We start from the raw sequence: 24,820 nt of genomic DNA, 5'->3' as shown, positions 1-24,820 counted from the left end.
CGTATATTACGACATCTATCTTTTTTAATTTACTCTTGTGCTTTTAAAGCTTCTATCATGTCAATAAATTTCAGTTTGAAATGCATCAAGATCATCACTAATCCCGAGAATAGGAAAGTAAGTAATCCTGAGAATAAGAAACTGGTAAAGTTGATCTGACGACTAAATCTCATTACATCAATTTCTGCAGTCTGTAAGACAAACCGCTGCATAATGACACCTAGACCAAGTCCGAATATGATTCCCATCAAAGTCAATACAAGGTTTTCTCTATAAACATACATCGTTACTTCTTTATCATAGAAACCAAGTACTTTAATCGTAGATAGTTCTCTTTCTCTTTCCGAAACATTAATATTAGTTAAGTTATACAAAACAATAAACGCTAAAGTGGCAGCTGATATGATAATGACTAGTGTTACCACATCTAAACTATCTAAAGAACCTTGCATGGTATCATAGATTGCAGAAACAAAAACTACCCCTTGAACCGCTTCTTCTGCATTTAAAACTTCCCCGATTTCATCGTCATTAATCGTTTCGGTATTATACTTCAATAACCTAGTATTATAAACAGGAGATTTTTCTGTAGCCTTCTCATAAGCTTCTGGAGACATATAGACATAATGCTGGAAATAATGTTCTACGATTCCTTTAACTTCTACTTCATATACTTCTTGGTCATCTCCATCAATTTGAATCGTATCCCCTTCAGAAACGTTCAATAGATCAGCTAACTTCTGAGTTATAATCCCTCCCTCTTCAGGAAGGTCATAGATTTTATCTGATTCATCCTTATCTTTAAGAACAACATATTCATTCATTTCGCTAGCATCTTCTGGAACGAATACGTTGACATCCTGACGATTTTCACCTACTTCTGCTGTAAAGGTGTTCTGCTCCACTTCTATGCTGCTGTCGATTTCTTCAATATTTTCTAGAGTATCTATATAGTCTGTTCTATCACTATCATCAGCATTCGTGTTTTCTGAAACGATTGCTTGATACTGATTGATTTCTCCATACTGGATACTGCCGATATTTGAAATAGAGTCAGACAAGCCAAACCCTGTTAATAAAAGTGCCGTACATCCTGCTACTCCAATAATCGTCATTAACATGCGCCCTTTATATCGGAATAAATTTCTTGATGCAACTTTTTGAGTAAAGCTGAATCGATTCCATAAGAAAGGAATTCTTTCGAGTATAATTCTTTTCCCTTTTTTAGGGGCTTTTGGTCTTAGTAAATCTGATGCATTACTTTGTAGAGAAATGCGTACTGATACTAAAGTTGCTAATCCTGTAGCACATAGTGAAGCAATTAATGAGATTATTGAAAAGCCCCAATAAAATTGTATGCCTATATCTGGAAGATTATATAACGATCCATAAGCATCCATGATAACAGATGGAAACACCCAATAACCTAACCCTAAACCAATTCCAGCTCCAACTATTGTAGCCAGAAAAGCATAAACAAAATATTTTGTTGAAATATCTTTATTAGTGTAGCCGAGAGCCTTCATTGTACCAATTTGATTTCGTCCTTCATCTACCATTCTGGTCATGGTAGTCAACGATATCAATGCAGCGAGCAGAAAGAAAAATACCGGGAATATTTTAGCAATGGCACTGATTCTCTCTGAATTTTCTCCATATTCTTCATATCCGGCAAAGTAAGTACGATCATTAACTAAATATTTAGGTGCTTGCAGATTATTTAATTCATCTTGAGCCTCTTCTAATTCTGTTCTAGCATCATTGATCTCAGTCTCTGCTTCTTCTCGTTCGCTATCAAAAGTTTCAAGCCCTTCTTGATACTCTGCTTCTCCATTTTCAAGCTCAGCTTGAGCTTCGGCAAGTTCTGCTCTACCATCTTCCAGTTCTGACTCAAGTGTAGCTTCCGCTTCTTCAAGCTGTTGTTCACCAGAGTTCAGCTCAGCTTCTTGGCTTTCAATTTCTGCTAACCCGGCGTTTACCTCTTGTTGAGACTGGTCAAGTTCAGCTTCTGCATCTTCTAGTTCTTGACGTCCTTGAGCAATTTCTTGTTCTGCTGCTTCTAACTCCTGAGCTTGTGCAGCTAATTGCGCTCTATTATTTGCTATTTCCTGGCGGGCAGCTTCTACTTGTGCTTCCGGTAATTGCGGCGTATTTGCTTCTAATTCCTGCTCAGCAGCTTCTAGTTCTTGTCGAGCACTTTCAATCTGCTCTCTGCCTGTTGCAATTTCCTGTTCTGAACTAGTTATTTCAGCTGCTGCTGCTTCGCGACGAGCTTCTAGTTCTTCTCTTCCAGCATCGATCTGGGCTTGTGCATTTTCAAGTTCTGCTTTACCTTCGGCGATCTGTTCTTTTCCTTTCTCAATTTCATTTCTTCTAGAATCAATTTCAGCACGTGCTTCCGCTTCTTTTTCTTCTAGTTCAGCAAGCCCTTCATTATAAGCCGCCTGTCCTTCGTCCAATTCTGTTCTAGCATCTTCTAATTCTGTTTCAGCTTCATCTAACTCTGCTTGAGCTGATTCAATTTCTTCATAGCCATTGTCGATTTCTTCTTGACCATCTTCTTTGATCGAAGCCAATCGTTCTTGCGGTCTATCTTCTACTAACGCTTCTAACTCATTTGCTTTTTCTTCGATAAAAGCATCATATTCATCACTATAAGCTTGATACTGACTGGCTTCATCATATTTAACAAATGTCTCTGTCCTGTAATCCAGATTGAAATCATCTTCTAGAATGACTGAAAATCCATCTAACGTTCCTGATCCTACTTGAGTACTTCCCCGATTATTACTCTCTACATAAAGAGGGCTTTTCACAAATCCAACAATTTCATAGTTAAGTTGGTTGAATTTATCTTCATAGGCTTCATCTGTTCCTTCTTCAAGCTGAATAGTGTCGCCAATTTGAAAGTCTTTTCTATAAGTTGCTGTTGAATCTAATGCAATTTCTCCAGACTTTTCTGGTAAGCGACCCTCTAAAATCGTATATTCATTTAACTGTTGATTCTTGTCAGAATCCATTCCGTATATTTTAGAAGTAATACCACTGCTGTTTAAAACCACATCAGTTGAATAGTAAGATTCTACAGTAGCATCCTCTACCGTATTCAACAACTCAATATCTTCATCATTTAATCCCATAGTAGAAAGTACTTGAAAATCCATCAAATCATGATTTTCATAATATTCATCTGCAGTTTTGATCATAACAGGCCCAGTCGCACTAATTCCGGCAAAGAACGCTACCCCTAGTAAAATGATTGCTAAAATCGATAGAAATCGTGTTTTTGTTTTCCAAATTTCTCTAAAAGTATCTTTCCATAAAGCTGTTTTTTTCAATTCCATTCCTCATTCAAGTTGTATTCATTCACGGATCAGGTCAACATATTCGTTTTGCTTTTATTTCACCACTCAATATCGTGTACTGGAGTAGGCTGCTCATTCACTGTCATACTTCTTACTTTAGCATTATTGATATCAATTACCCTATCAGCCATTGGAGCAATTGCTCGATTATGTGTAATTACAACAACTGTTGCACCGTATTCTTCTTTAGATTTGTTTAAAATTTCCAATACTTTTTTTCCTGTTTCATAATCTAATGCTCCCGTTGGCTCATCACATAAAAGCAATTTAGGCTGCTTAGCAAGTGCTCGAGCAATTGCAACTCGTTGTTGTTCACCGCCAGATAGCTGTGCCGGGAAATTATCCATTCTATCTTCAAGTCCAACGCTCTTCAATACTTCAGCAGCATCAAGTGCATCTGGTGAAATCTCTGCAGCCAGTTCTACATTTTCTTTCGCTGTAAGATTAGGAATCAAATTATAATTCTGGAATACAAAACCAACATCATCTCGTCTATATTTAGTTAATTTTTTTTCATTAAATCCAACAATATTCGTTCCATCAATAATAACTTCACCCTCGTCAGCTGAATCCATGCCACCTAAAATATTCAATACAGTCGTTTTCCCCGCCCCACTCGGACCTACTATCACAGCAAATTCATGTTGCTCTACATGGAAAGTTATGCCATTATTAGCAACAACCGTTGTTTCGCCTGATATATATCTTTTATATTCTTCTTTCACGGTAATATAAGCACTCATACATTTTTCCTCTCTATTATTCTCTTACTATATATTAGCACAGCCTCTAAGGAACTTGTATCTAGTATATTTTTCATCATATTTTCTTCACAAAAACGTCATAGTTCCAAAATAAAAAGCCAGTAAAGTTATCCATACTCTACTGGCTCTTTGAAGTTAAGGTTTAAATTAGCTGGTTTTCTCTAAGACCATGACTTTAAGATAATCACTTTCTGGATACTGTTCATTTGTTTTAAAATCTTCTGGCAATCCATATTCTTCAAGTAAATAGGCATCTATTTGTTCTTTATCAAATGCTTCATTAATCATTTGATAGAAATCATCTCTACTTAATTTCCAAGTATTTGTTGAAGCAATTAGCATACCGTTATCCGCTAAGATTTCTAATGCCTCTTGTACTAAGCCTACATAATCTTTTTCTACGCTGAAGGTACGTTTTTTTGTACGTGCAAAAGTGGGCGGATCTAAAATAATAATATCAAATTTCAAATCGTGCTTTTTTGCGTAATCTAGATAATCAAAGACATCAATTATTCGAATCTCATGATCATCAGGATTAAATCCATTAACTTTAAATTGTTCAATCGTTTTAGATTTACTTCGCTTTGCAGCATCAACGTTAACTGTCTTGATAGCCCCGCCCATAGCTGCGGCTACAGAAAATGCTCCGGTATAACTGAAAGTATTTAGAATCTTTTTACCAGTTCCCCATTCTTCCATGAGTTTACGACGAACGTTTCTCTGATCTAAAAAAATCCCAGTCATCCAACCTTCATTGATATAAGTTGCATACTGAATACCGTTTTCTTTAATTAATAAAGGTTCAGGAGGCATTTCACCAGAAACATGTCGTGATTGGATATCTGCATTTTTAAAGCGTACTTTTTCAATTATTCCTTTAAAGTCAGGTATAGCAATCTTAAATGCTTGATAAATTTGTTCACGATGGCTATAAATTCCTTGATTAAACCATGAGAAAATGTAAAAACCATCGTAGTAATCAATTGTTATACCTCCGATTCCATCACCAGATGCATTAAATAGACGAAACGCATTTGTAGAATCGTCTGCATAGTAAGCTGTTCTAGCATCACGTGCCATTCGGAAGTGTCGGTCATAGAAATTAGAATCAATTGGTTCATCTTTATCAGTTGTAAGAACCCATCCTACTGTACGATCTTCTTCACCAAGATATCCTTTACCAATAAAGTTATTATTTTGATCAGTGATTTCAACAAACTCACCTTCTATTACATCGCCCATTGTTTTAAAATCATATTCTTCTAAAGCTTGATATCCTTTTTTTAGGCGATTAGCTGCTAGTGTTTTTACTTTTAATTTTCTCACTCTTCTACTCCTTTACTATCTTTATCGGATAGTTTATGGTGATTCTCATTATAACATAACTTTTGCTAATTTTATTACCCCATGTAAAAAGGTGAATGTCAGACTACTATTTGACATCCACCTTTTATTATCATTCAGTTGTTTCAGATGCATCCATTTCTTCTGAATTACTTGAATTGTCAGTATTTGAAGTTCCTTCTGAATCATCTTGATCCTCTGGAGTATCTTCCGACAATTCTGGAGCGTCTGTTTCATATAAATCTGCTGTAGACTGTCCGCCATTCATTTCAATCAAGCTTGTACTTCTAAGCGGATCATTCTCTAATACTTCTAGCTGATCACTATAAATATAGTCATTGCGTTCAACATCACTAAATGATTCCGGGGTATAGAAGCGCAGCAAGTCCATCATCATTAAATCGTCTGATAATGATAACTCTCGTGTAGCTTCCACTTTTATTTCATTTAAATCAGCTAATTCTTCTTCAGATAAACTATCCTGGATTTCTTCGCCTGTATCATTATCATAAATACTTTGGCCAATAAACGAATAGTCATCTGTAACGACGTTTCCGTTTCGGAAAGGAATTGCATCATCATGCTCATCTGAAAGAATGTCTTGCCCCATAAATAGATAATCATCTGTTTCAAGTCCTAATAAATGCATTAAAGTTGGTAACATATCGACTTGTCCACTAACCTTATGAGATACTTCTCCATTTTCTGCACCTGGTACATGAATGATCATAGGTACTTTCTGCATTTGAGTATTCTCGAAGTCTCCCCACTCTTCTGGATCTTCACCCAGTAATGAAGCAAGATGAGGATTTCTCATATTAGAAATACCATAATGATCTCCATAAAGCACAATGATTGAGTTATCATATAGTCCTGATTCTTTTAAATAGTTAAAGAATTCTTCAATAGCCTGATCAGCATAATTCGCTGTAGCAAAATACTGATTAATTGTTTCATCATCTGTTTGAGCAGTAGGGAACCCAGCATTCTGCTCATCCAGTGGATAAGGGAAGTGGTTCGTTACAGTAATAAATTTAGAATAAAACGGTTGTGGTAACTGCTCTAGATATTGAACAGACTCATCAAAGAATAATTTATCTTTTAATCCGTATTCCATAGAGTTATCGCCAGATACATCATAAAAAGCTGAATCGAAGAAATAATCGTAACCGAACTGCTGGTAAGTGTCATTTCTGTTCCAGAAAGATCCAACATTGCCATGGAAAGCTGCAGAAGTATATCCAGCTTCCTGTTTAAGAATATTTGGTGCTGCATGGAATGTATTTGTGGAACCAAGTGTTTGGAATGCACTTCCTTGAGGCAATCCATATAAAGAATTTTCTCCCAATATTTCTGCATCAGAAGTTTTTCCTTGACCTACTTGATTATAGAAATTATCGAAGCTATAGGATGATTCATCATGAAATAAGCTGTTTACAAAGGGCATGACTTCATGCATTTCACCGTTTTCATCTTCTAATTCATAATCAATCAGAAACTGCTGAACACTCTCCATTGCTATGACAATTACGTTGCGTCCTTCAGCTTCCCCGAAATATTCAGGGTTCGGTGCCGCATCATTCTCTTCAGCAAAATCAACAATATCAACTAAATTAGATTCATCTGCACTAGCCCGGACATGATTGTTCTGAGCAGTCTGGAAAGCATCGTAAGCTGTAAAGAAGTTCAAACCAAGGTATTTCACAATATAGTTACGATCGAAAGTTCTAACTAATAACTGCGGTCTGTTACTTTCGGCAAGAGCTAAGTTACCTGCAAATAATGCGACTCCTAAAACGGTCGTTGCAACTGCATAGCGTTTTTTTAATGGACGATTATCCATTTTGATAGGTGATTTTTTCTTATATAGAATTGCAACGAGTAAAATGATGAAATCCATCCAATAGAAAATATCCCAAGGTCTCATCATAGCAGCTGTTGAAGAAACAACCGCTCCAGAAACATTATTTGATCCTAATAATATATTCATTGTAAGAAAATCACTAAATTCTCTATAAAACATAACGTTAAAATACAATATCATCGAAGCAATCGCCATTACAATAAATAGGGCAATATATGCTCGTTTAGTCTTTTTAAAGTAGAGTGCAATAGAGAATAGAATAACTGTAAATGCTATTGGATTGATTAATAAGATAAAATGCTGGATTGCACCAGATACACCTAGGTTAAATTCTACCAAATAGACTAGGTAGGTCTTTAACCAAAACAAAATACTGGCTAATCCGAAAAATCCAATTCTTGTATTTAATAAATTTTTAACTTTAGACATGAATATGCCTCCTATTATTTCTGCAATACCTAAAACATCAGTATACTTTTTGTTGTTTAGTAACATTATTAATCTCTAGGACATTTTACATTAAATTTACATAGAAGGCAAATGTTGAAACCATGTAAATTCAAGTATTAAAATAATAAAGAAATCAAGCATTGATAAGGGAAAAAAGTTCACAAACCCTTATATTATTACTATAAGGGTTTGAAGACTTAAGATATTATTAAACTTTTAATTAATCTTCTGAATCTGGAAATTCAATTGTAAATTTTGTTCCATTTCCTGGTTCACTTTCTACTTCCAGCTTAGCTTTATGCATTTCCGCTAGCTGCTGAACAATTGATAATCCTAATCCTGATTCACCATACTTCGTATTGGTTCTTGAAATGTCTGCTTTATAATATCTGTCCCAGATATTTTTCATTTGGTCTTCAGTCATGCCTATTCCATTATCTTTAATAGTAATCTGAGTCCCTGTCTCTGTTTTCATACCACTTACCTCTATCAAACCGTTATCTGTAAACTGTATTGCATTTTTTATTAAATTCACTAGAATTTGTTTGAAACGATCATAGTCAGCATATACCGTTAGATTCTCTAATGAATCTATCTTGAGTGTATTATTAGAACTTTCTGCAATATTCGTCATCTGTTCCTTTATTTCATCTAGAATTTCAGAAACAGGAAGATTATGTTTAGTTAAAATAATTCGATTTGACCGAATATTTTCATAATCAAGATTCTCATTGACTAATCTGATCATTCTTTTTGTTTCTTTTCTCATTAACTGGATACTTCTCAATCGTTGAGATTCAGGAATAACATCATATTCTAGACCTTCCAGCAATCCGTTAATTGTAGTTAGGGGTGTGCGCATTTCATGAGCAGCATCTTGCATGAAAGTTTTTCGTCTTTCTTCTTGGCGCTCGACTTCCTGCCGTGACATATCCAAAGCATAGATCATTTTATTGAAATCCTGAGAAAGATTATCAATTTCATCTCTATCTTTATGTTCAAGACGAATATCATAATCTCCTTCAGCTACCATATGGGCCGCTTGTCTTAATCCATTTACACGTTTCACTTGATAACGGGCAAATACAAAACTCATTATAATCGCAATAATCGTGGAAATTAAAAATGCATTAAACAGATTCCTTTTCAAATCACTCATTTGTCTTTCTATCTGACTTACCGGTGCACTTACAGCCACAAATCCAGCATAATCTCCTGCATTCGATGTGAAATACGGTAAATAAACGTATGCCGTTTCTCTAGGATTCCCATAAAGATCTGCTTGTTCAGTCGTCAAAGAAACACGTTCTCCATCTCTTAATCGGTCTTCTTCTTCTGGAACAACCCTAGTTTCTACGTTTTCTGGTAAATTTGGGAAAACTAAATCACCACTGTCATCAAATACAAAAAATGTAACTCCTTGATTTCCCAGCAGAGATTGAAAATTAGATAATTGACTAGCTTTCAAATTTACATCTACTATTGATTCTGCATATGCAAACAATCTATTTTCAGTTCCTTTTATAGCAGTGTTCCGGGCAAACAAGACGATTGAAATGACTGATATCGTCAGCAGCATAATGATAACTGATAGAAACCCCAGCATTTGTTGATAAAAATAAGGAAACTTCATTTTTATTCTATAGCTCCTGTGTCATCAAATTTATAACCGACTCCCCACACAGTATGGATTACTTGTGGACCGTTTTGTACAAGTTTTTGTCTCAGTTTTTTAATATGTGCATCTACCGTTCTTTCATCACCGAAATATTCATAATCCCAGACCATTTGCAAAAGCTGTTCCCTGGAAAAAACTCTTCTAGGACTATTAGCCAAAGTATAAAGTAAATCAAATTCTTTAGGTGTTAATCCTTCTAAAGGAGTCTCATACAATAAAACTTCTCTTGTATTTCTATCTAACTTCAAATGTTCTGTTTCCACTTCATACAAACTATTTTCTGATTCTTCAGAGTTGATTTGCGCATTTGCTCTTCTTTTAAGAGATTTGATACGCGCTACTAAAGTCAATGGACTAAACGGTTTTGTTACGTAATCATCTGCACCGATTTCTAACCCTATCACTTCGTCGCTTTCTGTATCTTTAGCAGTCAGCATAATAATCGGGATTTGAGTAGAATGTTTTCTGATTTCTTTACAAATAGTCATCCCATCCATTTCCGGAAGCATGATATCTAATACCACCAAATCATATTTATTCTGATTATCCAAGTAAGTTTCTAATCCTTTTTTACCATTATGAACAAAGGTCGCTTCCCATTCTTCTTTCAAAAAAAACATTTCAATCATTTCACATACGGACTCATTATCTTCAATCATCAAAATATCCATGCGTATCCTTCTTTCATTAATATCTCTTTATAAGCTTCATTCTACATTATACAACGAATATTTGAAAATTTTGTGTGGTTTTTTGTCTGCAAAGAAAGAAATAAGATAAAATAATGAAAATATAAAGAAGATAAACGCTTATACATTATAAAATAAAAAAAGCCCGCTAAAGTATCTAGCGAACTTTTCTAACCTTTAACTATTTTGGACGATCTTTTATTTTTTTGGCTGCAGAAAGCGAACTTCATTAACAAAAACTTCAACTACATAGACTGTTTCTGACTCATTACTCTGATAAGTTCTTGATTGGATTTTCCCAGTCAATCCTATCAAATCCCCTTTATTACAGTATTCCTCGATTAGTTCAGCTCTTTTGCCCCACACTACAAATGGTATAAAATCTGCTTCTGTTCCGTGATCAGTACGATAATTTCTCTGGACTGCCAAGACATTATTCAAAACAATTTTTCCGTCTCCTACATCCCGCAACTCAATTTCTCGAACAATTCTTCCTACCAATGCAACTTGATTCATCCGTTTTCCTCCTAATGTACTCGTCTTTTTGACAGATCTGTTCTTTAAACAGCTCTATTACATAAACTGTGCATTTATAGGAAAAACCACGAAAAAAAGAGGCTGGGACAAAAGTCTCTGAAAGTCTTTAAATATAGAGAGGCTGGGACAAAAGTCTCTGAAAGTCTTTAAATATAGAGAACCCCTGAGAAAATTGTAGAATACAATTCTCTCAGGGGTTCTACTTACTGAATGATTCTATTTTTTCTTTCTTTTATTATATTTTCGTAGGTTATTAGCCATGAAGATCAGATTCGTTTCATTTTCTACATTCGATTTTCCACGAACTGAAAATCGAGTGAACCTCAAATTGGCCTTCACCTGTCCGAAAGTTGGTTCTACATCAATTTTACGTTTACCATAAAATTGAGTCCCTTCTTCTGACGAAAGCTTTTCTCTAATATTTAGTTTTTGTTCTTCGTACTCATAGTTAATGGAAAATGATTTTCTCCCATTTTTGTAACTTGGATCCGTCGATTGGTAAATATGAGACAATCTTACAAATCCAGAATCTGTTTTTTGCCTACTAACATAACCGTACGCATAGATAGTCCCATCAGGATGTGTATAGGTATTTTGATCTTCATCGTGAATCCAATTCTCTCTATTTCTATCCGAAAGTCTGTATTTCTTTTTCTGTTCCTTTTCGTACATGCCGTATTTAACCAAGCCAGTCCATCCGGACCGTTCTAAATATTTTAAATTTTCTTGGCTACCATATCCTGCATCTGCCACAATATAAGTGGACGGTTGAATGGGTTTAGGAAGCGAATGCAAAAACGGGATAAGGGTTCTTGTATCCGTTGGATTAGGATAGACTTGTGTATGCAAAACAAACTGGTTTTCCGTTGCGATTTGGATATTATAGCCTGGCTTTAATTGGCCGTTTCTCATATGATCGTCTTTCATACGCATGAAAGTAGCCGTTTTGTCTGTCTTAGAGAAGCTATTTCGACCGTCAAATGTGCTGTAGTAATCTTCATATTTCTGTTCTCTAGGTATAAAGTCCTTTTTCAATCTATTTCTATGTTTTTTCAAGGAACGACGCTTTTTCTTCTTTTTCTTAAGTACTTCTTTTTCGTTTTCCTGATTAATTTCTGTTTCAATCTTTTCCAGCTCTTTTTGAAGAAGTTCATATAGTTCCTCAATTTCTTTTTTAGTAAACTCCTGATTTTGATCTCTTTCGACCGCTTGATCGATGAGTGGGGCGATCTCTTCTTCATAGTAGTGAATTTCTTTTTCTTTTAAAGTAGAGTAGAATTGATCCGTGGCTTTCTTCCAAACAAAGGTATATTTATTGGCGTCTGCTTCGAACTTCGTACCATCTATAAATAGCGCTTTTCCTTCAATCAGTTTTTCTTCTTTTAAACGAAGAGAAAACGTGCAATAGAGATCTTGTAAAATAGCCTTAGTCACTTCTGACACTCTGAATCGATTAATTGTACGATAAGACACTAACGTTTGACCTGTTAACCATTGCATCGCTATATTTTCTTGCATCATTTTCTCGATTTTCCGACCGGAAAAAATCCCTTCTGAATAGGCAAATAGTAGCGCTTTGAGTAAAACTTTCGGGTGATAAGCCGGGCGACCAAAGTCGTTTTCAATTAAGTGATATTGCGAGTCATCTAAATCTTCCACAACTTGATGAATAGAGTAGACGATATGATTTTCTGGTAAGTAACAGTTCATTTCTAATGGCAAGGTTGTTTGGTTCATGGTATATTGAGTATACATAAGGAGCACCCTTTCTATGATGTTTTTGTGGTGATTATATTATACCAAAGCCGTGCTCCTTTTGCTTACATAAACAAATAAGATCCACTGAAATCTCAAGTAGATTTTCAGCGGATCTTATTTGTTTGTTAAGACTTTTGTCCCAGCCTCTACTTACTGAATGATTCTATTTTTTCTTTCTTTTATTATATTTTCGTAGGTTATTAGCCATGAAGATCAGATTCGTTTCATTTTCTACATTCGATTTTCCACGAACTGAAAATCGAGTGAACCTCAAATTGGCCTTCACCTGTCCGAAAGTTGGTTCTACATCAATTTTACGTTTACCATAAAATTGAGTCCCTTCTTCTGACGAAAGCTTTTCTCTAATATTTAGTTTTTGTTCTTCGTACTCATAGTTAATGGAAAATGATTTTCTCCCATTTTTGTAACTTGGATCCGTCGATTGGTAAATATGAGACAATCTTACAAATCCAGAATCTGTTTTTTGCCTACTAACATAACCGTACGCATAGATAGTCCCATCAGGATGTGTATAGGTATTTTGATCTTCATCGTGAATCCAATTCTCTCTATTTCTATCCGAAAGTCTGTATTTCTTTTTCTGTTCCTTTTCGTACATGCCGTATTTAACCAAGCCAGTCCATCCGGACCGTTCTAAATATTTTAAATTTTCTTGGCTACCATATCCTGCATCTGCCACAATATAAGTGGACGGTTGAATGGGTTTAGGAAGCGAATGCAAAAACGGGATAAGGGTTCTTGTATCCGTTGGATTAGGATAGACTTGTGTATGCAAAACAAACTGGTTTTCCGTTGCGATTTGGATATTATAGCCTGGCTTTAATTGGCCGTTTCTCATATGATCGTCTTTCATACGCATGAAAGTAGCCGTTTTGTCTGTCTTAGAGAAGCTATTTCGACCGTCAAATGTGCTGTAGTAATCTTCATATTTCTGTTCTCTAGGTATAAAGTCCTTTTTCAATCTATTTCTATGTTTTTTCAAGGAACGACGCTTTTTCTTCTTTTTCTTAAGTACTTCTTTTTCGTTTTCCTGATTAATTTCTGTTTCAATCTTTTCCAGCTCTTTTTGAAGAAGTTCATATAGTTCCTCAATTTCTTTTTTAGTAAACTCCTGATTTTGATCTCTTTCGACCGCTTGATCGATGAGTGGGGCGATCTCTTCTTCATAGTAGTGAATTTCTTTTTCTTTTAAAGTAGAGTAGAATTGATCCGTGGCTTTCTTCCAAACAAAGGTATATTTATTGGCGTCTGCTTCGAACTTCGTACCATCTATAAATAGCGCTTTTCCTTCAATCAGTTTTTCTTCTTTTAAACGAAGAGAAAACGTGCAATAGAGATCTTGTAAAATAGCCTTAGTCACTTCTGACACTCTGAATCGATTAATTGTACGATAAGACACTAACGTTTGACCTGTTAACCATTGCATCGCTATATTTTCTTGCATCATTTTCTCGATTTTCCGACCGGAAAAAATCCCTTCTGAATAGGCAAATAGTAGCGCTTTGAGTAAAACTTTCGGGTGATAAGCCGGGCGACCAAAGTCGTTTTCAATTAAGTGATATTGCGAGTCATCTAAATCTTCCACAACTTGATGAATAGAGTAGACGATATGATTTTCTGGTAAGTAACAGTTCATTTCTAATGGCAAGGTTGTTTGGTTCATGGTATATTGAGTATACATAAGGAGCACCCTTTCTATGATGTTTTTGTGGTGATTATATTATACCAAAGCCGTGCTCCTTTTGCTTACATAAACAAATAAGATCCACTGAAATCTCAAGTAGATTTTCAGCGGATCTTATTTGTTTGTTAAGACTTTTGTCCCAGCCTCTTTTAATGTTTTAGAAGTGGATATTACATAAAGAAGTCTAAAATATGTTGCCACAATTCAGGTTCAAATACATCCATTGGACTACCGCCATCACCAATAACTCCATACCCCAGCATAACTCCTCCGATAAAGGCTACGGCAATCACTAAGATTACTAAAAATATTTTCAATAGATAAATTCCAGTCTTCTTCAAAATATATTTCCAATTCACGAAATACACACCTCTAAACATTTCAATTTTATTTTCAGATTATTTCTTTTGATCTTATATTTTATCCAGATCACTATATTATTTACGTTTTTTTAAGCTTTCAAGTAAAATTCCTGTACCTAATGCAACAGAATCTAATGGGCTCTCAGCTTTAAAGACAGGTACTTTTAGTTCTTCTGCAAACAGCAGATCGATTCCGTCGAGCAAAGCCCCTCCGCCTGTTAGAATTATACCACGATCAATAATATCGGCTGATAGTTCTGGTGGTGTTTTTTCTAATACTTCTTTTGCTTTCTCCACTACAACCACCATTGATTCACGAGTTGCTTCCATTACTTCGAGAGAAGAAATAGATACAGTGCGAGGCAAACCGGAAACTACATCTCTTCCTCTGACATCCATTGAGTCATTGCGACCATGATCAAAAATCACACCTATTTCTTTCTTTACAGCTTCTGCTGTGCGCTCTCCGATCAATAAATTATGCTTTTTCTTCAAGTAGACAATGATATCGTTATCTAATGTATCCCCGGCAATTTTTACAGATCGGCTTGTCACAATACCGCCCATAGATAGAACTGCTATATCGCTTGTTCCGCCTCCAATATCAATCACCATATTTCCGCTTGGTTGAAAAATATCCATTCCTGCTCCAATAGCAGCAACTTTCGGCTCTTCTTCCAGATAGATATTTTTTCCGCCACTCTTTTCAGCAACTTCAATTATAGCTTTTTGCTCAATAGCCGTAATATTTGTAGGACAACAAATTAAGATATTGGGTTTCGATAAAAACCCTTTAACGTTCAGTTTATTGATAAAATAAGTAAGCATTGCTTCTGTTATGTCAAAATCAGCTATAACCCCGCCTTGAAGCGGACGAATTGCTTGTATATTCCCCGGTGTTCTTCCTACCATTAAATACGCTTCTTCACCTACTGCTAGGACTTCCTTAGTTTTAGTATCTAATGCCACAACTGAAGGTTCATTTAGCACTATACCTTTGCCTTTAACGTGTACTAATACGTTTGCAGTTCCTAAATCGATTCCAATATCTCTTGCCATAATTGTTCTCCTCTCAAGTCTTTCAGCGATTCTGCAAGATTACTTAAAAGACTACTAGCTGATTTATAATTTCTGATATGTGCTTTCTAAAGTGCTCACTCTTCCTATCATACTCAAGATTCTACTAAAGAGCAAGATTAAAAACAGTCCAAATTAAATAAAATCCTTACAAATGCAAAAAAGGAGAAAACCATAAGATCAACTTATATGATGATCTTTCTGGTTCAGCTCCTTATTTGCTTTCAAATAAAATTTATTCTGCTACTATAGCATCTGTTGTTTTAGAAGTAACCTCTTCCGATACTCTTTCAATATCAGCACCTAATTGTTTTAGTTTTTCGTGGAATTTATAATATCCGCGATCTAAGTGATTTAAGTTAGTTACGCGAGTATAACCTTTAGATACAAGTCCTGCTATGATCAATGCAGCAGAAGCTCTTAAATCGCTTGATGCAACTTCAGCTCCTTGTAATTGTGTACCACCAGATATCATAAGACTTTGTCCATCAACTTTAAATTCTGCATTCATTTTACGTAATTCTTCCATATGCATGAATCGATTTTCAAATACAGTCTCACGCATAACGCTTGTTCCTTTTGCATTAAGTTGAGCAATCGTCATCTGAGCTTGCATATCTGTTGGGAATCCTGGATGTGGCATAGTTTTTACATCTGTAGGAAGTAATTGAGCCGGTCCAAGCACACGTAAGCCTTCTTGTTCTTCTTCAAACATTACACCCATTTCTTTCAACTTGGAAATCAGTGGTTTATTATGTTCTGAAACAGCATTTTTAATCAGCACATTCCCTTTAGTTACTGCAGCAGCAACCATAAAGGTTCCACTCTCGATACGATCAGGAATAATCATGTGATCTGTCCCAGTTAGTTCTTTGACTCCTTCGATACGGATAGATTCAGTCCCTGCACCGACTACTTTTGCACCCATACGGTTCAAGAAATTTGCTAAGTCAACAATTTCTGGTTCTCTTGCAACGTTTTCGATTGTTGTTGTTCCTTCAGCGAGTGTGGCAGCCATCATAATATTCTGAGTAGCGCCGACACTTGGGAAATCAAGATAGATATGGGCCCCTTTTAATTTTTCAGCAGAGGCTTCTATATATCCATTTCTGATATGTACCTCTACGCCCATCGCTTCGAATCCTTTTAAATGAAGATCGATTGGACGAGTTCCAATTGCACAACCACCTGGCAAAGCTACTTTTGCATATGAATTACGTGCTAATAGCGGCCCCATTACAACAATTGATGCCCGCATTTTGCTCATATATTCAAAAGGTGTTTCTTCATTCAATTCACTTGTTGCATCTAATGTCATTTCTTTATTTTTTTCATCAAAAGATATGTCTACATTTAAGTAATTCAATACTTCTTTCATTGTATAAATATCTGATAATAACGGTACATTTGATAAATGGTTTTTTCCTTTGCTCGCTAGAATCGTCGCAGCTAAAATTGGTAATGCTGCATTTTTTGCGCCTTCTACTTCAACAGTTCCATTTAAAGTTTGTCCGCCGTTCACAATGATCTTGTCCATACTATGCCCTCCAAGGTAATACTCATCCTATTATTTAATCTTTTTCAGTTTAATCGTACAATTTTTTTATCATATAAAAAATCATTATTTAAATACTTTACAAGTTATAAAATATATAGTGCTTGCTTAAAAATAAACAGATATATTTTATCTATTTAATTTAAGTTTTAAGATTAGATGAACAAAAAAGTTCATAATAACCTGTCATATTATATCAGAAAGCAACCCTTTTATAAACTATTACCTCTCAAGGCCCTATGACATTTTTGTGAACTTCAACTCTATTTTCTATAAAGCCTATACTATCAGTTAAATAATTGAACTAAATTTTGTGACGATAATATAAAATCTATAAAAAAACTGCTAACAGTGTAGCCAATTGCAATAGAAAGTAACATATACAATACTCTAGCTTGTTGTATATGATATTTTTTTATCCAACTATCTGTTTTCAGTCCCTGTAGTGCCCAAAAGGTAATCAAGATAAAAGTTATGTGGGATATAATAGTAATCAAAGATTGTAACCCTATAAAAGTCATATTCCCAATCCTTCCATAATAATTTTAGCATATCGGACTTATGAATTCATTTTTAACGCTTATTAAAAGTAATCAAAATAGAAGAGCATATTAGAAAACCTCAATCCAGTTTATAGGATCGAGGATTTCAGTATGGTTTTATAATGTTCCGAACAGTCTATCACCTGCGTCACCAAGACCAGGTAAAATATATCCATTTTCATTTAATTTATCATCTAAAGAAGCAGAATAGATATCTACATCTGGATGAGCATCTTGTAAAACTTTGACGCCTTCTGGAGCAGCAACTAGACACACAAATTTGATGTTGGTTGCGCCTCTTTTTTTGAGTGCGTCAATAGCTGCCACTGCAGATCCACCTGTCGCAAGCATCGGGTCTACAACCAGCAATTGGCGGTCAGGTAAATCCGAAGGAAGCTTGATAAAATATTCTACTGGTTCCATCGTCTCATGATCACGATACATTCCAACATGTCCAACTTTTGCTGCTGGTATTAAATCCAGCATTCCATCTACCATGCCCAGCCCTGCACGTAAAATCGGAACAATCACAACTTTTTTCCCAGACAATTGTTTTTGTGTAGATTTAATTAGTGGTGTTTCAATTTCTACATCTTCTACAGGCATTTCACGAGAAACTTCATAAGCTAATAACCTAGCAATTTCATTTACAACTTCTCTGAAATACTTTGTCCCAGTTCTTTTATCTCTGATGATTGTAAGCTTATGTTGAATAAGTGGATGATTGATAACTTGAAATTTACCCATTTAAACGACTCCCTCTTTTTGGATTTATAGTGATCTCAATAAATTGATTGAATTGCCTGATTTCCTCTCATTATTGTACAGAAAGATTTGATCGTTTTCCATCTTATTTATCAAATTTAATGAATTTCAAATGACTTTGTTACCAGCTGCCTTTTCTAAACGATTCATATAAGCTTCTCCGATTCCTATTCTGCTATACGACTCTGCTAAAATAACCGTTGCTTTCGTTTCTTCAAAATATCTCAATCCTTTGAATAACCGTTTTGAAGCTGATGCTGTGTCCCGCTTCTTGCCTAACGAAAATGAGCAATTATGTGCTGACTTGAATTCTTTAATAATCTCTTCAGAAGCTAGTAACCCTATCACTTCGCCTTTGTTTTCATAATAGCGGATAGCTTTTTCCCAGCCGATTCCATTTTCAGCAACAATAACAACTGGTTCTGAAGGAGAATAATGAGTATATTTCATCCCCGGGGCCATTGGTACATCAGTCTGATTGGAAAGTTCTGGCTTAAACATAACAGGACCAATTACAGCTTCTAGTGCCTCTTTAGATATTCCTCCCGGTCTAAGAATAACTGGTTTACTTGAATCAGATAAATCTAAAACTGTTGATTCTAAACCAATACCAGTTTCACCTCCATCAATAATACCTGCTATTTTTCCATTTAAATCATGGTAAACATGCTCTGCTGAGGTCGGACTAGGTCTACCCGAAGAATTTGCACTAGGAGCTGCCAGAGGTATGCCACTTATTTCAATTAACTTTAACGCAATTGGATGATCTGGCATTCTTATTCCGACCGTATCCAACCCGGCAGTAACCGTTTCTGCTAAAGGGCCTTTTTTTCTTAAAACGATCGTGCATGGCCCAGGCCAGAATTTTTCCATAACTATTCTGGCCTTTTCTGAGATATCTTGTGCATATTCACTGACTTGTGCGAGATTTGCAATGTGAATAATTAGAGGATTGTCGCTTGGTCTTCCTTTTGCTGCATATATTTTCTTAACTGCTGCATCATTAGTCGCGTCTGCTCCAAGACCGTACACAGTCTCAGTAGGGAAAGAAACAACCTCTCCTCGTTTTAGTAATTCAGCTGCTTTATAAATTTCCTCTTCTTTCATCCATACAGTATCCATTGTTTCACTCCAATCTAATTCCTGCTCATACTTTCAAGTCATCACAAATACGACACGGTCTTGTCCTGCCATATCCTGCCATATATCAATTTCAGCTTCGGGAAAAGCTTTTTCAAATAGGTTATAGACACTTTCACCTTGAAGATACCCAATCTCCAGAATGATTTTTCCTTTTGGTTTCAGTAATAACGGTAATTCTTCAGCGAGTCTTCGATAAATCTCTAATCCATCTTCTCTAGCAAACAACGCTATTGATGGTTCATGATCTAATACCGACTGATCCATCACAGATTTCTCATTAATAGAAATATAAGGTGGGTTAGAAATGATTAGGTCAAACGATTGATCTTTTACTGCCTGAGTTAAATCACTTTTATAAAATTCAACATCCGCTCCAAGTGTTGCAGCATTATCTTCAGCAATTTCTAAAGCATCACTACTGATGTCGACTGCCACTACCTGATCATCTTGCCTTTCCAGCTTATGTGAGATTGCAAGCACTCCACTTCCTGTGCCAATATCCAATACTTTAAATGGTTGATTGGGTAATTTTTTGATATATCGATCAAACCATTCCTCTGTTTCAGGTCTAGGAATAAGTGTATTTGAGCTCACATTGAATTTTCTGTCATAAAACCACTCATGTCCAATAATATACTGCAGGGGCAACCCTTCTATAAATGATTGCACATCTGATAAAAACATCTCTTTAACTGCTTTGGACATAGGCTCTGAGTAACGTCTAATCAATTGAGTTTTACTTAAATCGTTTCGTTCTCTAAGTAGCCATTCAGCTGCAAAGCCTTCTTTACCTCGACTCTTTAAAAAAGAAGAAGCCCCCGCCAGGACTTCTCTAAATGTCTCTTTCTCATACAATTCTTCAAACTTCATTTTAGTACTCATCTTGAAGTTGTTCCATTTTCTGAGCTTGTTCCCAGAATACAAGCGCATCAATAATTTCATCCATTTTTCCCGCTAATATCTGATCAAGTTTCTGAATTGTCAAATTGATACGATGATCCGTCACACGGCTTTGCGGAAAATTATAAGTGCGAATTCTTTCAGAACGATCTCCAGTACCAACTGCGGACTTACGTTCAGCATCAACTTCAGCCTGAGCTTCCTGAGTAATCTTATCATATATACGAGATTTCAAAACTTTCATTGCTTTCTCGCGGTTTTTTAACTGTGAACGTTCATCTTGCATAGCCACAACTATCCCAGTTGGCTCATGGGTCAATCTCACAGCTGATGCAGTTTTGTTTACATGCTGCCCGCCCGCTCCACTTGCGTGATAAATATCGATACGAATATCATTTTCAGCAATATCAATTTCTACATCTTCAGCTTCCGGCATTACTACCACTGTAGCAGTGGATGTATGAATACGTCCCTGAGATTCAGTCTGTGGTACACGCTGTACTCGATGAGCTCCATTCTCAAATTTGAGTTTAGAATAAACGTTCTGTCCAGTAATCATTAATGTTACTTCTTTATATCCGCCTAATCCATTGGAATTTGCATCTAGTATCTCCGTTTTCCATCCCTGCGAATCAGCGTAGCGCTGATACATTTCAAGTAGATCCGCAGCAAATAACTGTGCCTCATCCCCACCTGCTGCACCACGAATCTCCATGATAATATTTCGTTTATCATTTTCATCTTTGGGTAAGAGTAGAATTTTTAATTCATCTTCTAGTTTAGCTTTTTCAGTAAGCAGTTCTTCTCGCTCTTCCCTAGCCATTTCTTCCATATCCGCTTCTAAAGTCTCTTGAAGCAGCTCCTCTGTTTCTTTAATCCCTTCGTTCACTTCTTTGTACTTACGATAGATTCCAACGGTTTCTCTAAGTTCACCTTCTTCTTTACTTAATTTCATAAATCGGTCAGTATCATTAATAACAGCAGGGTCACTTAGTAACTCGTTTAACTCATCATATCGATTATCCACTTGTTCTAATCGGTCAAACATACTCATTTATTTTCGCCTCTTTCTAAAGCACTTTTTCTCATTGAGTCATAGTAGTGTTTCCGACAGACTGGATAATAGTCTTCGTTACCACCCACCATGATCTGATCTCCTGTGTAGACAGGTTTGCCATTATGCATTCTCATGTTCATAGTTGCCTTTTTATGACAGAACCAGCAGATCGTTTTCATTTCTTCAATCTTATCAGCTAGTAACAATAAATATTTTGATCCCTCGAATAATTCATTCATGAAATCATTCTTCAACCCAAAAGCCATTACCGGTATACCTAGTTGGTCTACAATTTCTGCCAATTGTAATACATGGTCTTTTCTTAAGAACTGTGATTCATCTATCAATACACAGTCGGGATGCTGATCCATTTTTTTTACAATTTCATATATATTCATTTCATCATCAATCGGGATAGCTTCACGTTTGAGTCCAATCCGACTAGAAATTTGTCCAACTGTATCTCGATCATCGATTGCACTTGTAAATAGAAGGACTGTCTTATTCTGTTCCTCATAATTGTGTGCTACTTTTAAAATTTCAATAGATTTTCCACTATTCATTGCTCCATATCTAAAGTACAGTTGAGCCACTTTATTATCCTACTTTCATTGTATTGTTGATTACCGTAAACACTTGCTTATAATAAACATGGTTATCCTTATAAATTATATGATAAGACTAGAGAAAGTACAAGAGGATGTATTAATGAGATAAATAAATCAGCAGGACATTATCCTGTTGACTACTCTCACAAAAGTTTTTTTGCAAATATATAGTTAGCATATTTTATAATAATTGTCTTCTTAAAACGAAATTATTTACTTTGAAATATGTTAAACTATAAGTACAAAAGTGTAAGGAGACTGATTATGACGCAACCATTATTTTTAAAAGGTGTAATGCAGGAAAAAATCTGGGGTGGAACCAATTTGCGTGATTTTTTTGGTTACGACATTCCAAGCGAACATACTGGGGAGCTTTGGGCAATAAGTGCTCATAAAAATGGTCCAGCAGTTGTAGAATCTGGAAAGTATGCCGGAAAAACATTAACTGAATTATGGGATCAGCACAGAGAGCTATTTGGAAATCAAAAAGGTGACGTTTTCCCTTTATTAACGAAAATATTAGATGCTAAAACCGAATTATCGGTTCAGGTTCATCCAGATGATGCTTATGGACTTAAACACGAAGGAGAACTGGGCAAGACTGAATGCTGGTACGTAATTGATGCCGACAAAGATGCTCAGATCGTATTTGGACATCAAGCTAAAACTCGTGAAGAATTCATAGATATGGTCGAGCAAGAAAAATGGGAAGATTTACTACGATATGTAACTGTTAAACCTGGCGACTTTTTCTATGTTCCTAGCGGTACGATCCATGCAATTGGTGGAGGAATCACTATTTTAGAAACACAACAATCCAGCGATACAACATATAGAGTCTACGACTATGATAGAAAAGATGATGAAGGAAATACAAGACCATTGCATATCAAACAATCAGTTGATGTGACAACTATTCCACATGTAGATCCGGATCTTTCTCAAACCACGGCAGAACAAAAAGGTGCCCTGATTACTACACTAGTTGAAAATGAGTTTTTTACTGTTCAAGACTGGAAAATTTCTGGAGAATCTACTTTTAAATCATCTGGCTTATACACATTAGTTAGTGTTTTGGATGGTATGGGTACGCTAACTGTAGATTCTGAAACTTATACACTTAAAAAAGGGACACATTTTATCTTGCCTAACGGAATAGACAGTTGGACTTTCAACGGTGACTTTCATATTATCTCGTCAATTCCTGGTAAGGCTATTTAATCCAATAATCAAAATAGATATTAAAAATCCAAAGACAGCTTAGAATCTAAATCACTGTCTTTGGATTTTTGTCGTTTTGTTTAACACTAACAATTAAATAGTATTATCCTTTGTTAGGTACACTTTCTGTTGATGCAAAATCTGCGTAACTATTTGCTAACCCGTGCTCACTAACATCCATACCTGCTTCTTCTTCTTCAGTGCTTACACGTAATCCAATAGTTGATTGAATCAATTTGAAAACTAGTACCATTGAGACGGTTACCCAAAGAATAACTGCCAGTACCCCAAGAACTTGTATACCAAGCAACCCTAAACCACCGCCGTAAAGCACTCCTCCTTCTTGAGCAAAAACACCTACTAATATGGTCCCTAATCCTCCAGCAACACCATGAACAGCAAAAGCTCCTACTGGATCGTCTATCTTTAATTTTGTTTCAACAAAATCAAGTGCAGCTATCATACTAGCTGAAGAAAGTACCCCAATACCAACTGCTCCTATTGGTTCTACAACTGCACATCCGGCTGTAATACCTACTAGACCAGCGAGCGCTCCATTCATTGTTATTCCCACATCTGGTTTGCCTAATTTAATCCATGATATTCCCATAGCAACCAGCGTTGCTGCTGCTGCTGATAAGTTTGTATTAAGTAAAATCAGGCCAATCAAGCTCAATGAATCCCCGTCAGAAGCTTCTAAAGTAGAAGCACCATTGAACCCGAACCAAGAGAACCATAGAATAAATACTCCTAATGCCGCTAGAACGACATTGTGACCTGGAATAATTTTAGCATTTCCATTCTTATCATACTTTCCAATTCTTGGACCTACAAATTTAGCACCTATAATAGCTGTAACACCGCCCACCATATGCACTGCTGTTGACCCAGCAAAATCCTGGAAGCCCAGTTCTGATAACCAGCCACCGCCCCAGATCCAGTGTCCAGATATCGGATAGATTACGCCTGATAGAATAATCGTATACAGTAAGTACGAACTGAACTTAGTACGTTCAGCCATTGCTCCAGACACAATAGTCGCTGCTGTTGCACAAAACACTGTCTGGAACATTAAAAACACATATCCAGGAATAGAAGAGTCATAGTTACCCGTAACAAAGAAATCCGGAGTCCCTACAATTCCTAGAATAGAAGGACCAAACATAATCCCAAATCCAATTACCCAGTAAAGTAGTGATCCTAAAACAAAATCCATAATATTCTTCATAATAATATTTCCAGCATTTTTAGCTCTAGTTAGTCCTGATTCAAGTATTGCAAAACCAGCCTGCATAAAAAATACGAGTACAATTCCTAATAAAACCCAAAGTGTATCAGTAGCTGACATGTTCTTATCTCCCCTTATTTAAGATAGATCTACTATACTTTTAAAGTGGTATACTTATCAATAGAAGGGATACAATTCCATCATATAT

The 24,820-nt window shown here is 35.9% G+C and carries 20 protein-coding genes; 1 reads left to right on the top strand and 19 read right to left on the bottom strand.

The genetic code is table 11. The features are described 5' to 3' along the window. Positions 1-29 precede the first annotated feature (29 nt). The 18 genes from BKP56_RS06330 to BKP56_RS06245 all read right to left on the bottom strand — a co-directional run bounded on the left by BKP56_RS06330 (position 30) and on the right by BKP56_RS06245 (position 22,148). Positions 30-3,344: an FtsX-like permease family protein gene (locus BKP56_RS06330; protein WP_072694310.1), complete on the bottom strand. Its 3,315-nt coding sequence runs from the start codon at positions 3,342-3,344 to the stop codon at positions 30-32. A 59-nt stretch (positions 3,345-3,403) separates the two neighbouring features. Beyond that, on the bottom strand, positions 3,404-4,108 hold the full coding sequence (locus BKP56_RS06325) for an ABC transporter ATP-binding protein (RefSeq protein WP_072694309.1): 705 nt from the start codon (positions 4,106-4,108) through the stop codon (positions 3,404-3,406). A gap of 168 nt (positions 4,109-4,276) precedes the next feature. After that, the gene (locus BKP56_RS06320) at positions 4,277-5,455 is read right to left on the bottom strand and encodes a class I SAM-dependent rRNA methyltransferase (protein ID WP_072694308.1); all 1,179 of its coding nucleotides are present in this window, start codon (positions 5,453-5,455) and stop codon (positions 4,277-4,279) included. A 130-nt stretch (positions 5,456-5,585) separates the two neighbouring features. Beyond that, on the bottom strand, positions 5,586-7,766 hold the full coding sequence (locus tag BKP56_RS06315) for an LTA synthase family protein (protein WP_072694307.1): 2,181 nt from the start codon (positions 7,764-7,766) through the stop codon (positions 5,586-5,588). Between the two features lie 241 nt (positions 7,767-8,007). Next, complete coding sequence (locus BKP56_RS06310) at positions 8,008-9,420, bottom strand: sensor histidine kinase (RefSeq protein ID WP_072694306.1); 1,413 nt, start codon at positions 9,418-9,420, stop codon at positions 8,008-8,010. Between the two features lie 2 nt (positions 9,421-9,422). Next, entirely contained in the window at positions 9,423-10,136 is a 714-nt protein-coding gene (locus BKP56_RS06305) for a response regulator transcription factor (RefSeq protein ID WP_072694305.1), read from the bottom strand. Positions 10,137-10,352: 216 nt separating this feature from the next. Then, positions 10,353-10,670: a single-stranded DNA-binding protein gene (locus BKP56_RS06300; RefSeq protein ID WP_072694304.1), complete on the bottom strand. Its 318-nt coding sequence runs from the start codon at positions 10,668-10,670 to the stop codon at positions 10,353-10,355. A gap of 237 nt (positions 10,671-10,907) precedes the next feature. Then, positions 10,908-12,446: an IS1182 family transposase gene (locus BKP56_RS06295; protein WP_072693300.1), complete on the bottom strand. Its 1,539-nt coding sequence runs from the start codon at positions 12,444-12,446 to the stop codon at positions 10,908-10,910. A 166-nt stretch (positions 12,447-12,612) separates the two neighbouring features. Further along, positions 12,613-14,151, bottom strand: coding sequence for an IS1182 family transposase (locus tag BKP56_RS06290; protein ID WP_072693300.1), 1,539 nt, complete (start codon positions 14,149-14,151; stop codon positions 12,613-12,615). Positions 14,152-14,324: 173 nt separating this feature from the next. Beyond that, on the bottom strand, positions 14,325-14,513 hold the full coding sequence (locus tag BKP56_RS06285) for a DNA-directed RNA polymerase subunit beta (protein ID WP_232226936.1): 189 nt from the start codon (positions 14,511-14,513) through the stop codon (positions 14,325-14,327). A 78-nt stretch (positions 14,514-14,591) separates the two neighbouring features. After that, positions 14,592-15,575, bottom strand: a complete 984-nt coding sequence (mreB, locus tag BKP56_RS06280) for a rod shape-determining protein MreB (RefSeq protein ID WP_083540495.1) — start codon at positions 15,573-15,575, stop codon at positions 14,592-14,594. Between the two features lie 253 nt (positions 15,576-15,828). Beyond that, the gene (gene murA, locus BKP56_RS06275) at positions 15,829-17,130 is read right to left on the bottom strand and encodes a UDP-N-acetylglucosamine 1-carboxyvinyltransferase (protein WP_072694301.1); all 1,302 of its coding nucleotides are present in this window, start codon (positions 17,128-17,130) and stop codon (positions 15,829-15,831) included. 305 nt (positions 17,131-17,435) lie between these two features. After that, on the bottom strand, positions 17,436-17,669 hold the full coding sequence (locus BKP56_RS06270; protein WP_072694300.1) for a DUF1146 family protein: 234 nt from the start codon (positions 17,667-17,669) through the stop codon (positions 17,436-17,438). Positions 17,670-17,807: 138 nt separating this feature from the next. Next, the gene (gene upp / locus BKP56_RS06265) at positions 17,808-18,437 is read right to left on the bottom strand and encodes a uracil phosphoribosyltransferase (protein ID WP_072694299.1); all 630 of its coding nucleotides are present in this window, start codon (positions 18,435-18,437) and stop codon (positions 17,808-17,810) included. 126 nt (positions 18,438-18,563) lie between these two features. After that, positions 18,564-19,577, bottom strand: a complete 1,014-nt coding sequence (locus tag BKP56_RS06260) for an L-threonylcarbamoyladenylate synthase (RefSeq protein ID WP_072694298.1) — start codon at positions 19,575-19,577, stop codon at positions 18,564-18,566. 33 nt (positions 19,578-19,610) lie between these two features. Continuing rightward, positions 19,611-20,480, bottom strand: a complete 870-nt coding sequence (prmC, locus tag BKP56_RS06255; protein ID WP_232226935.1) for a peptide chain release factor N(5)-glutamine methyltransferase — start codon at positions 20,478-20,480, stop codon at positions 19,611-19,613. Continuing rightward, on the bottom strand, positions 20,470-21,546 hold the full coding sequence (gene prfA, locus BKP56_RS06250) for a peptide chain release factor 1 (protein ID WP_072696027.1): 1,077 nt from the start codon (positions 21,544-21,546) through the stop codon (positions 20,470-20,472). Before prfA ends, prmC begins: the two co-directional genes overlap by 11 nt. A gap of 2 nt (positions 21,547-21,548) precedes the next feature. Continuing rightward, positions 21,549-22,148, bottom strand: coding sequence for a thymidine kinase (locus BKP56_RS06245; RefSeq protein ID WP_072694296.1), 600 nt, complete (start codon positions 22,146-22,148; stop codon positions 21,549-21,551). Between the two features lie 279 nt (positions 22,149-22,427). On the opposite strand from BKP56_RS06245, the gene manA reads away from it, so the two are divergent. Continuing rightward, positions 22,428-23,384 (top strand): mannose-6-phosphate isomerase, class I, encoded by a 957-nt coding sequence (gene manA, locus BKP56_RS06240; RefSeq protein WP_072694295.1) that lies wholly within the window; start codon positions 22,428-22,430, stop codon positions 23,382-23,384. 103 nt (positions 23,385-23,487) lie between these two features. Here manA and BKP56_RS06235 read toward each other — a convergent pair whose 3' ends face one another. Continuing rightward, entirely contained in the window at positions 23,488-24,732 is a 1,245-nt protein-coding gene (locus BKP56_RS06235; RefSeq protein ID WP_083540494.1) for an ammonium transporter, read from the bottom strand. Positions 24,733-24,820 lie beyond the last annotated feature (88 nt).

It is taken from the genome of Marinilactibacillus sp. 15R (assembly GCF_001895285.1).
In the GTDB taxonomy this organism is placed as follows: Bacteria; Bacillota; Bacilli; order Lactobacillales; family Carnobacteriaceae_A; genus Marinilactibacillus; species Marinilactibacillus piezotolerans.
Note: the sequence above shows the minus strand (reverse complement) of the source record. Positions and strands in the feature narration are given on the sequence as shown.

Bases quoted from the DNA above. Each gene is read 5' to 3' on its own strand.
- BKP56_RS06330 (WP_072694310.1), bottom strand. From the start codon at position 3,344: ATGGAATTGAAAAAAACAGCTTTATGGAAAGATACTTTTAGAGAAATT.
- BKP56_RS06325 (WP_072694309.1), bottom strand. From the start codon at position 4,108: ATGAGTGCTTATATTACCGTGAAAGAAGAATATAAAAGATATATATCA.
- BKP56_RS06315 (WP_072694307.1), bottom strand. From the start codon at position 7,766: ATGTCTAAAGTTAAAAATTTATTAAATACAAGAATTGGATTTTTCGGA.
- BKP56_RS06310 (WP_072694306.1), bottom strand. From the start codon at position 9,420: ATGAAGTTTCCTTATTTTTATCAACAAATGCTGGGGTTTCTATCAGTT.
- BKP56_RS06305 (WP_072694305.1), bottom strand. From the start codon at position 10,136: ATGGATATTTTGATGATTGAAGATAATGAGTCCGTATGTGAAATGATT.
- BKP56_RS06300 (WP_072694304.1), bottom strand. From the start codon at position 10,670: ATGAATCAAGTTGCATTGGTAGGAAGAATTGTTCGAGAAATTGAGTTG.
- BKP56_RS06295 (WP_072693300.1), bottom strand. From the start codon at position 12,446: ATGTATACTCAATATACCATGAACCAAACAACCTTGCCATTAGAAATG.
- BKP56_RS06290 (WP_072693300.1), bottom strand. From the start codon at position 14,151: ATGTATACTCAATATACCATGAACCAAACAACCTTGCCATTAGAAATG.
- mreB (WP_083540495.1), bottom strand. From the start codon at position 15,575: ATGGCAAGAGATATTGGAATCGATTTAGGAACTGCAAACGTATTAGTA.
- murA (WP_072694301.1), bottom strand. From the start codon at position 17,130: ATGGACAAGATCATTGTGAACGGCGGACAAACTTTAAATGGAACTGTT.
- BKP56_RS06270 (WP_072694300.1), bottom strand. From the start codon at position 17,669: ATGACTTTTATAGGGTTACAATCTTTGATTACTATTATATCCCACATA.
- upp (WP_072694299.1), bottom strand. From the start codon at position 18,437: ATGGGTAAATTTCAAGTTATCAATCATCCACTTATTCAACATAAGCTT.
- BKP56_RS06260 (WP_072694298.1), bottom strand. From the start codon at position 19,577: ATGGATACTGTATGGATGAAAGAAGAGGAAATTTATAAAGCAGCTGAA.
- prmC (WP_232226935.1), bottom strand. From the start codon at position 20,480: ATGAGTACTAAAATGAAGTTTGAAGAATTGTATGAGAAAGAGACATTT.
- prfA (WP_072696027.1), bottom strand. From the start codon at position 21,546: ATGTTTGACCGATTAGAACAAGTGGATAATCGATATGATGAGTTAAAC.
- manA (WP_072694295.1), top strand. From the start codon at position 22,428: ATGACGCAACCATTATTTTTAAAAGGTGTAATGCAGGAAAAAATCTGG.
- BKP56_RS06235 (WP_083540494.1), bottom strand. From the start codon at position 24,732: ATGTCAGCTACTGATACACTTTGGGTTTTATTAGGAATTGTACTCGTA.